This is a genomic window from Raineyella sp. LH-20 (assembly GCF_033110965.1).
Lineage (GTDB): Bacteria > Actinomycetota > Actinomycetes > Propionibacteriales > Propionibacteriaceae > Raineyella.
On the sequence record NZ_CP137003.1, the window covers coordinates 2,652,985 to 2,665,281 of the forward strand.

The 12,297-nt window shown below is 71.1% G+C and carries 10 protein-coding genes and 1 tRNA gene; 8 read left to right on the forward strand and 3 right to left on the reverse strand.

The genetic code is table 11. The annotated features are described in order from the left end of the window. Positions 1 to 7 precede the first annotated feature (7 nt). Both R0146_RS11645 and R0146_RS11650 read right to left on the reverse strand, forming a co-directional pair. Entirely contained in the window at positions 8 to 1,306 is a 1,299-nt protein-coding gene (locus tag R0146_RS11645; RefSeq protein ID WP_317689852.1) for a M16 family metallopeptidase, read from the reverse strand. Positions 1,307 to 1,404: 98 nt separating this feature from the next. Beyond that, entirely contained in the window at positions 1,405 to 2,898 is a 1,494-nt protein-coding gene (locus R0146_RS11650) for a hypothetical protein (protein ID WP_317689855.1), read from the reverse strand. A gap of 438 nt (positions 2,899 to 3,336) precedes the next feature. Here R0146_RS11650 and R0146_RS11655 point away from each other — a divergent pair, with 438 nt between their 5' ends. Continuing rightward, on the forward strand, positions 3,337 to 4,575 hold the full coding sequence (locus tag R0146_RS11655; RefSeq protein ID WP_317689858.1) for an integrase core domain-containing protein: 1,239 nt from the start codon (positions 3,337 to 3,339) through the stop codon (positions 4,573 to 4,575). Between the two features lie 12 nt (positions 4,576 to 4,587). Here the strand turns inward: R0146_RS11655 and R0146_RS11660 are convergent. Then, a tRNA-Met gene (locus tag R0146_RS11660) sits at positions 4,588 to 4,661 on the reverse strand. Positions 4,662 to 4,752: 91 nt separating this feature from the next. Here R0146_RS11660 and R0146_RS11665 point away from each other — a divergent pair. The 7 genes from R0146_RS11665 to serA all read left to right on the forward strand — a co-directional run bounded on the left by R0146_RS11665 (position 4,753) and on the right by serA (position 12,283). Beyond that, on the forward strand, positions 4,753 to 5,760 hold the full coding sequence (locus tag R0146_RS11665) for a P1 family peptidase (protein WP_317689860.1): 1,008 nt from the start codon (positions 4,753 to 4,755) through the stop codon (positions 5,758 to 5,760). A gap of 57 nt (positions 5,761 to 5,817) precedes the next feature. Continuing rightward, positions 5,818 to 7,332 carry an ABC transporter substrate-binding protein gene (locus R0146_RS11670; protein ID WP_317689862.1) on the forward strand — a complete coding sequence of 505 codons (1,515 nt, stop codon included), beginning with the start codon at positions 5,818 to 5,820 and terminating at the stop codon, positions 7,330 to 7,332. Positions 7,333 to 7,338: 6 nt separating this feature from the next. Beyond that, entirely contained in the window at positions 7,339 to 8,319 is a 981-nt protein-coding gene (locus R0146_RS11675; protein ID WP_411567146.1) for an ABC transporter permease, read from the forward strand. Next, a complete protein-coding gene (locus tag R0146_RS11680) occupies positions 8,316 to 9,158 on the forward strand; it encodes an ABC transporter permease (RefSeq protein ID WP_317689865.1) in 843 nt (280 codons plus the stop codon). The genes R0146_RS11675 and R0146_RS11680 overlap by 4 nt, the downstream gene beginning before the upstream one ends. After that, positions 9,155 to 10,126, forward strand: coding sequence for an ATP-binding cassette domain-containing protein (locus R0146_RS11685; RefSeq protein WP_411567147.1), 972 nt, complete (start codon positions 9,155 to 9,157; stop codon positions 10,124 to 10,126). The genes R0146_RS11680 and R0146_RS11685 overlap by 4 nt, the downstream gene beginning before the upstream one ends. Then, complete coding sequence (locus R0146_RS11690; RefSeq protein ID WP_317689867.1) at positions 10,123 to 10,929, forward strand: ABC transporter ATP-binding protein; 807 nt, start codon at positions 10,123 to 10,125, stop codon at positions 10,927 to 10,929. Before R0146_RS11685 ends, R0146_RS11690 begins: the two co-directional genes overlap by 4 nt. Before the next feature lie 157 nt (positions 10,930 to 11,086). Then, a complete protein-coding gene (gene serA, locus R0146_RS11695; RefSeq protein ID WP_317689869.1) occupies positions 11,087 to 12,283 on the forward strand; it encodes a phosphoglycerate dehydrogenase in 1,197 nt (398 codons plus the stop codon). The last annotated feature ends 14 nt before the right edge of the window (positions 12,284 to 12,297 follow it).

Consider the following 12,297-nt stretch of genomic DNA (forward strand, 5'->3'; position numbering starts at 1 on the left):
GCAGGGCTCATCGGGCACTCCCGTGCAGGGTGGAGTGGTAGGCGAGGGTGGCCCGCTGCTCGGGCCGGAGGTGGCGGCCCGGAGCAGCGGCGATCTCGTCGTCGGAGAGGGCGAGCACCTCCGGCAGCCGCCGATTCAGCAGGGTCGGGTCGTCGTACAGGGTCGCATAGCCGGACAGCAGGTCGGCCCGGTCGGCGACCGAGGCGAGGTCCTGCAGGGTGACCAGCTCGTGCTGGGCGCGGGCCCGGGCGAGTTCCTGGGGCGTCGGACCTGCGGCCAGGTAATCGGTGAGCACTTCGCCGACCGCTTCCTCGAGCTGGGCGGCGGTGGTGCCCTCCCGGGCCCGGGCGACCACGAAGCCGAGCGAGGTGCCGTCGATCAGCCCGACGGTGCCGCTGCCGGCGGACTCGGCCAGACCACCGTCGCGGACCAGGGCCCGGTGCAGGCGGGAGGTCTGCCCGTCGCCGAGGATGTCGATCGCCAGGCCGAGGGCGTCGTACGCCCGGGTGTCGAGAGCGGGCAACCGCCAGCTCAGGTAGACGGCGTCGGCCGGCACCGGCTGCTCGAGGTCGATCCGCGGAGTGCCGCCGAGCGGCGGCAGCGGACCGTGGGCCGGGCGTTCGCCGAGGACCCGCGGGGCGATCGGGGAGAAGTAGTGGTCGGCCTTGCGCCAGGCCTCGTCCGGGGTGACGTCGCCGACGATGGACAGCACCGCGTTGCCGGGCAGGTAGTGCGCCTGGAAGAAGATCCGGACGTCGTCGAGGACCGCGGCGTCGAGGTCTTCCATCGAGCCGATCGTCGGATGGGCGTACGGGTGGCGATCGGGGAACGACAACGCCAGCAGGTGGCGGAAGGAGTCACCGTACGGCACGTTGTCGTAGCGCTGCCGCTTCTCCTCCTTGACGACGTCGCGCTGGTTGTCCAGGTTCGTCTGGTCGAGGGCGGACAGCAGGGTGCCCATCCGGTCGGCCTCCAGCCACAGCGCGAGGTCGAGGACGCCGGCCGGGCCGCTCTGGTAGTAGTTGGTGCGGTCGAACGAGGTGGTGGCGTTGGCGGTGGCGCCGGCGGCCTCCAGGATGGCGATGTGCTGCGCCGATCCGACGTGGCCCGACCCCTGGAACATCAGGTGCTCGAACAGGTGGGCCAGCCCGGTGCGGTGCGGTCGCTCATGGCGAGAACCGACGTCGTACCACAGGTTGACCGCGATCGTCGGGGTGGCGTGGTCCGGACTCACGACCACCCGCAGCCCATTGTCGAGTCGGCGCTCGTGGACGGGATAGTCGAGGTGGACGGACGGATCGGCCATGACGGCCATCACACCACATCCGCGTCGATCCGTGGGCCAGGTCCGTGCCCGGCGTGCCCGATGGTGGTCAGTCGGCCGATCCCGGACGGTCGATCCGGTCAGTCCGCGGTCGCACACGCCCCGGTGACCTGAAGGTCGCCGACGCCGTCGTCGAAGCCGACGCGGGCGGTGAACAGCTTCCCCTCGGGAGGACCGGAGTACCACTCGCCGTGCAGCGGTTCCGGCGCTGCGGTCAACCCCTGTGCGGACCAGGCGTCGACGATCTGCTCGGCGACCGCCTCGTTGGCCTGGGTGATCGACAGGAAGTCGACGTTGTCGGTGGCCGACGCGGGGTCGCGGGTGGTGAACCGCCCCGTCAGGGCCACCGACCGTCCGGTGGTCCCGGCGCTGTCGGTGCACGCCGAGGTGGAGATCGCCAGGGGACGGGGCCACCGCAGGTCGGCGCCACCGGCCCGCTGGGCCGCTGTCATCAGTGCGGTGAGTCGGGCGGTGACCGCGGCGGCGGAGACGGTCGCGACCGGCGTGGGGGAGGGCGGCGTGGGGGAAATGGCGGCGGGGACCTGCTGTCGGGCGTACGTCGGGAGAGGCTCCGGGACCCGTTCCGCGGCGATCCGGCCCCGTTGCACCGCCTCGGTCGGCGGGTGCGGGAAGGCTGCCGCGAACCCGGCGGTGGCCCCTGCGAGGACGGTCGCGACGGCCACGATCGTGGTGGCGTACGTCGCCCGTCGGCCGGCCCGGTCAGCTGAGACAAGGCGGCCGTCGGGGCCGGGCAGCCCGTCGGGGATGAGCAGTCCCTCCGGGACGGGGCGCCACCAGTGCCAGGCCAGCACCAGGCAGAGCGCGGTGAGGGTGAGGCCGGCGACCAGCGCCGGGCCCCACCACAGCGGCAACAGCGGTCGGGCGATGTCGCCGCTCAGGCACCAGCGTTGCGGCGGGAAGATCGTCTCACTGACCACCACGCGCTCGGAGGAGATGCCGAGGGCCGTGGCACACGACTCCGCCGCGGCGTAGTCGGTGTGCCTGACCCACAGCCAGGCCGCTGCGGACCAAGTGATCGCGCCGACCTCCACTGCTGCCAGACCCCACCAGGCGGCACGCCGCCGGCTCGCGGTCGCCGGCCCACCGGTCGGCAGACCGCGGGACGTACGGCGGGCCCGCCCCGTCACCAGCACGGTGGCGCCACCGGTGCCGACGCCCCATCCGAGGACGGCCGGGACGAAGGTGCCGTGCACTGCGCCGCCGACGAGCACCGCCGCACCGACGAGAGCGACCAGGCCGGCGGCGACCGTCCCGGCGACGGTCGGTGACACCCGGTCGGGGCGACGACCTCCGGTCGGCCACGCAGCGAGGGCCGACACCGCGGAGGCGGCCAGCCCGGCGACGACCGAGGCGGCGATCACCGGAGGCAACCACACCGGGGCGAAGACGACCGCGATGACGAGCAGCGTGCCGGCCTCCTGCACATCGTCGAGGTGCAGCGGATGCGCCGCGGCGGCACCGATCGCCAGTCCGATCGGTGCCAGGAGCGCCAGCATCGGCCCGAGCCAGAGCGCGTGACCGACCGTACGCAGGGGTGGGGTGCCGGTGTTCACCCTCACATCCTGCCCGCGCGACCTCGGCCCCTTGACTCGCGGCGCCACCTCAGTCCTCCTCTGATGTTCCATAGGGCAGGCCTATGACGAGTCGGAGGACACCAGCTACCGGTGCGGCCCGGCACGGTCCCGGCGCGGCTGCCGGAACGCACGAGCCGGAACGCACGGGCCGAACGCACGGACCGGAACGGACCGCCTCAGGCGACCAGGAATCCGCCGACCACCAACGGTCGGATCCGGAAACGAAGAACGCCTGAACCTACATTCCGTAGGTTCAGGCGTCCGCGATGTCGTGACACATCACCATCGTGGCGGGGGCAGTGTGTGGTCTCAGGACATCGGAATGGGGTGTCTCACGACATCGGAATGGTGCTGTCTCGGGTCATCGGCATGGCTTGTGGTCTGTGCCCGGTGGATCGGTCAGGGTGCGTCATGTCGATGCGTCGTCTGGTCATCACCGCCGTCTTGTCGGGCTTGTCGCAGTCCGAGGTCGCCCGGGCCTACGGGGTGTCCCAGGGCTGGGTTTCCCGCCTTATGGCCGCTTACCGTGAACACGGCGAGGATGCCTTCGAACCCGCCTCGCGTGCGCCGCACACGTCACCGAACGCCACCCCACCAGCGGTGGTCGAGTTGGTCATCACCGTGCGTCACCAGTTGTCCGAGGCGGGGCTGGACGCCGGAGCGGACACGATCGCCTGGCACCTCGCCCATCACCACAACACGCGTCTGTCGCGCGCGACGATCCACAGGATCCTCACCCGTGCGGGGGCCGTCACGGCCCAGCCGCGGAAGCGTCCGAAGAGTTCCTACACCCGTTTCCAGGCTGACCAGCCCAACGAGTGCTGGCAGTCCGATTTCACCCACTACCGCCTCACCCGCCCCGACGGGAGCCCCGGACGCGATGTGGAGATCATCACCTGGCTCGACGACCATTCCCGCTACGCCCTTCATGCCACAGCGCATATCGCGATCACCGCTCGGATCGTGCGTGACACGTTCCGCCAGGCCGGTGACCGGCACGGATACCCCGCTGCGACGCTGACCGACAACGGCCTGGTCTATACCGTCCGGCTCGCGTCCCAGGCCCGACGCGGCGGGCGAACGATGCTTGAGAACGAGTTACGTCGTCGCGGCATCGTCCAGAAGAACGGGCGACCAGCCAGCCCGACGACCCAGGGCAAGGTCGAACGCTTCCAACAGACGATGAAGAAATGGCTGACCGCCCAACCCGAACAGCCCGCCACCATCACCGGCTTGCAGACCCTGATCGACGCGTTCATCGAGGAATACAACCACCACCGCCCGCACCGGTCCCTGCCGCACCACGCGACCCCGGTGACCGCCTACACCGCCCGACCGAAAGCCGCCCCCGGCACCGACCGCAGCCGCGACACCCACGACCGGGTCCGCCACGACCGGGTCTCCAAAGCCGGCTCGATCACCCTGCGTCACGACGGCACCCTCTACCGCATCGGGATCGGGAAGACCTACACAGGAACCTACGTCCTGGCCCTCATCCACGACCTCGACATCACCGTCATCAACGCAGCCACCGGCGAAATCCTGCGTGACCTGACCCTCGACCCCACACGCCTCTACCAGCCCATCAACCAACCCCAGAAACAACGAATGGCCCGAACCTACGCACCGCAGGTTCGAGCCATTCCGATGTCCTGAGACATCACATCGTGGCGGGGGCAGGATTTGAACCTGCGACCTCTGGGTTATGAGCCCAGCGAGCTACCGAGCTGCTCCACCCCGCGTCGGCAACGAGTCAGTACTGTAGTCCGCATCCGGGCCGTAGGCAAATCGCCGCCGCCACCCCTTCTCACCTGGCCGCACTACCGTGGCTCCATGATCGAAGGCTTCTCCATCGGCCATCACACGGCCCGGGGCGACGGCTGGCTCACCGGGACCACCGTCGTGCTGGCCCGCGACGGCGCCGTCGGCGGCATCGACGTGCGCGGCGGCGGTCCCGGCACCCGGGAGACCGACCTGTTGTCGCCCACGGCGATGGTCCACGACATCCACGCCGTCGTCCTCACCGGTGGCAGTGCGTACGGGCTGGCCGCCGCTGACGGGGTGATGCACGGGCTGGGGGAGCGCGGGATCGGGTTCCCGGTGCCGACGCCCCAGGCCGATCCGCCGACGGCGGTGGTGCCGATCGTGCCCGCCGCGGTCATCTTCGATCTCGGCCGGGGCGGGGTGACGGCGCACCGGCCCGACGCCGGCTTCGGCGCCCGGGCGTTGGCGGCGGCCCTGGCCGCCGACCTCGACCCGGATGGACGGCCCGCGGTCGGCTCGGTCGGCGCCGGCACCGGCGCGGTCTGCGGTGGCCTGCGCGGCGGCTTCGGTTATGCGGAACGTACGGCCGGGCCCTACCGGGTCGGCGCGGCGCTGGTGCTCAATGCCTCCGGCCCGGCGGTCGACGTACGGACCGGCCGTCCCTGGGCGGACACCCTCCACACACTGCCCGCCCCCCGCTCTGACCAGCGGGCCGCGATCGCCGAGGCACTCAGCCGGGTGCCGTCCTTCCCGCTCAACACCACCATCGCGACCGTGCTCACCGACGCACCGCTGGACCGGATGGCGGCCACCAAGACCGCTCAGGTGGCCCACGACGGGCTGGCCCGCGCGGTCCGCCCGGTGCACCGGATGATGGACGGCGACACCATCTTCTGCCTGGCCTCCGCCCGGGTCGACGCCGCCCCGGACCCGCGCGGGCTGTTCGATGTGCTGCTCACCGCGGCCGCCGACGTCGTCGAGGAGGCCTGCCTGGGGGCACTGCTGGCCGCCACCACGGCCGGCCCCTGGCCGGCGTACGCCGACCTCGTCCCTGAGGTGCGACGCCCGCCACAGTGACACGTGGGAGGATGGCTCCCGGACATCCGAGGTCCGGACCGGAGGGGTGAGGTGGGCATGCGTCGTCGACTGGGGCTGGTGGTGGCCGTGGTGACCGGACTGGCGGTGATGCTGGCCGGCTGTTCGGGCCCGGGCGCACGCTCCTCCGGGAACCGACTGCCCGCAAACACCCTGGTGATCGGCGCCACCGCCGAACCGCCGACGCTCGACCCGACCGTCAACAATGCCGCGGCCATCCCGCAGGTGCTGCTCTACAACGTGTACGAGACCCTGGTGAAGGTCGACGGCACCGGCCAGCTGCAGGGCCTGCTGGCCAAGGACTGGACGGTCAGCCCGGACCGCCGTACGTACACCTTCCACCTCCAGCCCGGCGCGACCTTCGCCTCCGGACGACCGGTCTCCGCGACCGACGTCAAGTGGAGCATCGAGCGGATCGTCAGCGCCGACACCAGCAGTGTGCTGAAGACCCAGATGGCCGTGGTCGACACGGTCACCGCGGTCGACGATCACACCGCCGAGGTCACCCTGAAGCGCCCGTCGAACAGCTGGCTGTGGAACATGAGCTCCACCGCCGGGATCGTCATCGACTCGCAGTCCGGCGCCGATCTCGCGACGACGCCGGCCGGCTCCGGGCCGTACGCCCTGAAGGCCTGGGCCAAGGGGTCGCAGATCGAGTTGGTGCGCAACGGCACCTACTGGGGCACCCGGGCCGGCGTGGACGCGGTGACCTTCCGGTACTTCACCGACGCCAACGCGATGAACGCGGCGATGCTGTCCGGCGACCTCAACGTGATCTCCAACGTGCAGGCGCCGCAGGCCCTGGACCGGTTCTCCGACACCTCGAGGTACACCGTGATGCAGGGCACCACCAACGGCGAGGTGGTGCTCGGCATGAACAATCTCAATCCCGCACTGAAGGACGTCCGGGTCCGCCGGGCGATCACGTACGCCATCGACCGCAAGGCGCTGCTCGCCTCGGTCTGGAACGGCAAGGGGACGCTGATCGGCTCGATGGTGCCGCCCACCGACCCCTGGTACGAGGACCTGGCCGGCGCCTACCCGTACGATCCGGCCAAGGCGAAGGAACTGCTGAAGGAAGCCGGCTACGAGAACGGCCTCACCCTGCGGCTGCGGTTGCCCACCCTGGCGTACGCCACCGGCGCCGGTCGGTTCGTGCAGAGCCAGCTGGCCGCGGTGGGGATCACCGTGGTGATCGACGAACTCGAGTTCCCGGCCCGATGGATCGACGTGGCGATGCGGCAGAGCGACTACGACCTGACCATCGTGGCGCACGTCGAACCGCGGGACATGGTCAACTTCGCCGACCCGTCCTACTACTGGCACTACGACTCGGAGACGTTCCGTGGCCTGATGGCCGCCGCCGACGCGGGGACGCCGCAGGAGTACATCGACGACCAGCGGGCCGCGGCCAGGGTGCTCTCCGACGACGCTGCCGCCGACTGGCTGTTCCTGCTGCCCAACCTGGTCGTCACCACCCCGCAGGTGACCGGCCTCAACGCCAACGCCACGTCCCTGAGCTTCGACGTGACCCGGGCCGCGGTGGGGAGCTAGCGGGTGGTGTCCACACCGGTGTCCGGCCTGCCGCTGCGGGTGGTGCGACGCCTGGCGGTGTTCCTGGTGAGCGTCCTGGTGGCCTCGGTGCTGGTGTTCTGGGTCGGCTCCGCGCTGCCCGGCAACGTCGCCCAGGTGGTGCTCGGTGTCCAGGCGACCCCGGACGCGGTGGCCCGGCTGCAGCACGACTTCGGCCTCGACCGACCCTGGCCGGTGCGCTACCTGTTCTGGCTGGGCGGGCTGCTGCACGGCGACCTCGGCCGGTCCTACCTCACCGGCGAGCCGGTGCTCTCCCAGGTGGTCCCGCGGTTGGAGGTGACCGGGTGGCTGGTCGGCCTGGCGATGCTGTTGGCCGTGCTGCTGGCGGTGCCGGCCGGGATGTGGGCCGCGGTCCGGCGCCGGCACGCCGACGGGTTCGCCGTGTCCGCGCTCTCCCAGGTCGGTCTGGCGGTGCCGGGTTTCTGGCTCGGCATCCTGGCCAGCCTGGTGTTCGCCGTCCGGCTCGGCTGGCTGCCGGCCAACGGCTACCTCCCGCTCGCCGACGGCATCGGCGGCTGGGCCGCCCACATGGTGCTTCCGGTCGTCTCCCTGGCCCTCGTCCAGGCCTCGGTGCTCGCCCGCTACGTACGATCCGCGACGATCGAGGTGCTCAGGGAGGACTACTACCGCACCGCCCGGGCCGGCGGCTGGCGTACGGTGCCGGCGTTGCTGCGGCACGGCCTGCGCAACGTCGCGCTGCCGGTGGTGACCGTGATCGGCCTGCAACTGGCCACCCTGTTGGCCGGGGCGATCATCATCGAGTCGGTCTTCGCATTGCCCGGACTCGGCCGGCTGCTCCTCGATGCGGTGGCCCAGCGCGACCTGATGGTGGTGCAGGGCATCGTGCTGCTGCTGGTCGTCGCGGTGCTGGCGATCAACGCCCTGGTCGACCTGTCGTACGCCCTGCTCGACCCGCGGCTGCGTTCCGAGGGGCGGGATCGCGGATGAAGCGTGCCTCGTTGGTGGCCGGGGCCGTGCTGGTCACCGCCACCCTGCTCACCGCCCTCGTCTCGCTGGTCGCGACGCCGTACGATCCGGTGGCCGTGGTGCCCGGCGACCTGCTGGCGCCGCCCGGGCCGGCGCACTGGCTCGGCACCGACGGCTACGGCATCGACATCCTGTCGCGGATCATGGTCGGTGCCCGGATCGCTGTGGCGGTCGGCGTCGTCGCGGTCGCGATCGCCGCGGTCATCGGCGTCCCGCTGGGGGTGCTGGCCGGTTCCGGTGCGGTCCGCCGGGGGGAGGGCGCCCGCACCGGCTGGGTGTCCGGCCTGGTGATGCGGGCCGGTGACATCCTCTACGCCTTCCCGGCGATGCTGCTGGCCATCATGGTGGCCGCGGTGTTCGGCGGTTCCACTGCGACCGCGATGGTGGCGATCGGCGTGGCGAACATCCCGCCGTTCCTGCGGGTCGCCCGCGCGGCCACGCTCCAGGTGATGGTGTCCGACTTCGTCCTGGCGGCCCGCGGCGCCGGCACCGGGCCGGTCGGCATCGCCACCCGGCACGTACTGCCCAACATCGCCCCGGTGGTGGCGGTGCAGGCGTCGATGGCCTTCGGCATGTCGATCCTCTCCGAAGCGGCGCTCAGCTACCTCGGCCTGTCGACCCCGCTGCCGACGCCGACCTGGGGCCGGATGCTCAACGAGGCGCAGGCCTACCTCTACACCGACCCGATGCTGGCGGTGTGGCCCGGCCTGGCGATCGGCCTGGCGGTGCTCGGCTTCAACCTGCTCGGTGACGGCCTGCGCGACCTGCTGGACCCCCGGCTGCGGGAGGCGGTCCGATGACCGGACCACTGGTGCAGGTGCGCGATCTGCGGATCGGCTTCGGCCGACGCGGCCGCGAGGTGGTGCACGGCCTGTCGTTCAGCATCGCGCCCGGACAACGGGTCGGCCTGATCGGCGAGTCCGGCTCCGGCAAGTCCGTCACCGGACTGGCCCTGCTCGGCCTGTTGCCGGAGACCGCGCGGGTCAGCGGCAGCATCCGGCTCAGCGTCCCGAGCTCGGCAGACGGCGACCCGGTGGGCGGCGACCCGGTGGGCGGAGCGCAGCAGACCGTGGAGGTCACCACCGCGACCGACCGGCGGCTCTCCCGACTGCGCGGCGACACGTACAGCATGATCTTCCAGGAGCCGATGACCGCGCTCGACCCGACGATGCGGATCGGGCGCCAGCTCGGCGAACTGGTCGCCCTGCACGGCCACCGCGGCGGCGACACCCGCGCCCGGGTGCTGGAGATGCTGCGGACGGTCGCGCTGCCGCAGGTGGACCGGATCGCCGACAGCTATCCCCACCAGCTCTCCGGCGGACAACGCCAGCGGGTGCTGATCGCGATGGCGCTGGTCAACGACCCGATGCTGACGATCTGCGACGAGCCGACCACCGCACTCGACGTCACCTCCCAGGCGACCGTGCTCGGCGTCCTCGACCGTCACTTCGCCGAGCACCACGCTGCGACGCTGTTCATCACCCACGACCTGGCCGTGCTGGCCCGGGTCGTCGACGTGGTGATGGTGATGGTGGACGGATACCTGGTGGAGGCCGGGCCGCTGCCGGAGGTGCTCGCCGACCCGTGGCATCCCTACACCCGCGGACTGGTCGCCACCGGTCGCCTCGACCGGATCGCCCCCGGTGCTCGGCTGCCCACCGTCGCCGACCACTTCGACCGGACCGCGCCGCTCGACGGACTCGAGGGTGTGCCGGACGACTGGCACCACCGCGCCCGGGTGCCGGGCCGACCAGGAGGGACGCCATGAGCACCCCGGAGGACATCACCGTCGGTGAGGGGCCGCTCTACCGGGTGGCCGACGTGGTCCGGCGCTACGGCCGTGCCGAGCAGGCGGCGGTCGACCACGTCACCTTCGACGTACGCCGCGGCGAACGCCTCGGCATCGTGGGGGAGTCGGGGTCGGGCAAGTCCACCCTGATCCGGATGATGGCCGCACTCGACCGGCCCACCAGCGGCACCATCACCTTTCGCGGCACCGAGCTGGCCGACCGTCCCGAGCGACGGCTCGGCTTCCTGCGGGCCTCGGTGCAGATGGTCTTCCAGGATCCTCGGACGTCCCTCGATCCGCGGATGACCGTCGGTGACGCCATCACCGAACCGCTGCGGTCCCGGCGCGTACGGGGCCGTGCCGCGGTGCCCACCGACCGGCGCGCCCGGCTCGCCGAGGTGATGTGCCAGGTCGGTCTCGATCCCGCCGACGCGAGGCGGTTCCCGCACGAGTTCAGCGGCGGGCAGCGCCAGCGGATCGCACTGGCCCGGGCACTGGCGCCGCGGCCGGAGGTGCTGATCGCGGACGAGCCGGTGTCCGCGCTGGACGTGTCGGTCCGTGCGCAGGTGCTCAACCTGATCAGCGACCTGGTGGCCGCCGAGGGCCTGACCCTGGTGTTCGTCAGCCACGACCTCGCGGTCGTCCGCCACCTGTGCGAGCGGGTGGTGGTGATGACCGCGGGCCGGGTGGTGGAGGACGGCCCGGCCGAGCAGGTCTGGAGCGCCCCGCGCCACCCGTACACCCGCGAGCTGCTGGCCGCCGTCCCGCGCCTGCCGGAGTGACCCCCGCCGGAGTGACCCCCGCCGGAGTGACCCGAGCGGCGACTGTTCTGCCGGAGTGTTCGGTACGGCCATCATTTTCGCTTGTCAGAGCGCTAATACCTTTTTGATATGAGCGGAGGGTCGTGTTCCACCTGCCGTCCTCCTAGACTCCGTGAGCGTGAAGGCACTTCTTCTGGAGAACATCCACCAGTCAGCGGTCCAGGCCCTCGAGGGGTTCGGGATGGACGTCCGGCTCGAGAAGGGCGCGATGGACGAGGCGGAGCTCATCGCCGCGTTGGACGGCGTCGACCTGCTCGGCATCCGCTCCAAGACCCAGGTGACCCGCCGCGTCCTCGAGGCGCGTCCCGATCTGATGGCGGTCGGTGCGTTCTGCATCGGCACGAACCAGATCGACCTGGCGGCGGCCACCGACACCGCCACCGCCGTGTTCAACGCGCCGTACTCCAACACCCGCTCGGTCGTCGAGCTGGCCATCGCCGAGATCATCGGGATGGCCCGCCACCTCACCGACCGCAGCGCCGAGCTGCACCGCGGCGAGTGGAACAAGTCGGCCAAGGGCTCGCACGAGGTCCGCGGCCGCAAGCTCGGCATCGTCGGCTACGGCAACATCGGCTCGCAGCTGTCGGTGATCGCCGAGGCGATGGGCATGCAGGTGTACTTCTACGACGTCGTCGACCGGCTGGCGCTGGGCAACGCGCACAAGTGCACCTCGCTGCAGCAGCTGCTGGAGACCGCCGAGGTGGTCAGCCTGCACGTCGACGGCCGCGAGGAGAACACCAATCTCTTCGGTGCCGAGGAGTTCGCGATGATGCGCGACCGGGCACTGTTCCTCAACCTGTGCCGTGGTTTCGTCGTCGACCTCGACGCGCTGCGTGACAACCTGCTGTCGGGCCACCTCGCCGGTGCCGCCGTCGACGTCTTCCCCGAGGAGCCGAAGAAGAACGGCGAGCCCTTCACCTCGGTGTTGCAGGGCATTCCGAACGTCATCCTCACCCCGCACGTCGGTGGGTCGACCCAGGAGGCCCAGGAGGACATCGGCCACTTCGTCTCGGGCAAGCTGCTCGACTACGTACGCTCGGGCTCGACGAACATGTCGGTCAACATGCCGCAGCTGCACATCGACAGCCACGTCGACCACGCCCGCCTGCTGCACCTGCACAAGAACGTGCCGGGCGTGCTGGCCAAGGTCAACGGTGTGCTCGGCGAGCACGGCGTCAACATCGAGCGCCAGCAGCTGTCCACCCGCGGCGAGCTCGGCTACGTGGTGACCGACACGCTGACCCCGCTGGACCGTGACCTGATCGACGGCCTGCTGGAGATGCCGGAGACGATCCGGCTGGCGACCATCGGCTGATCCGGCCAGATCCG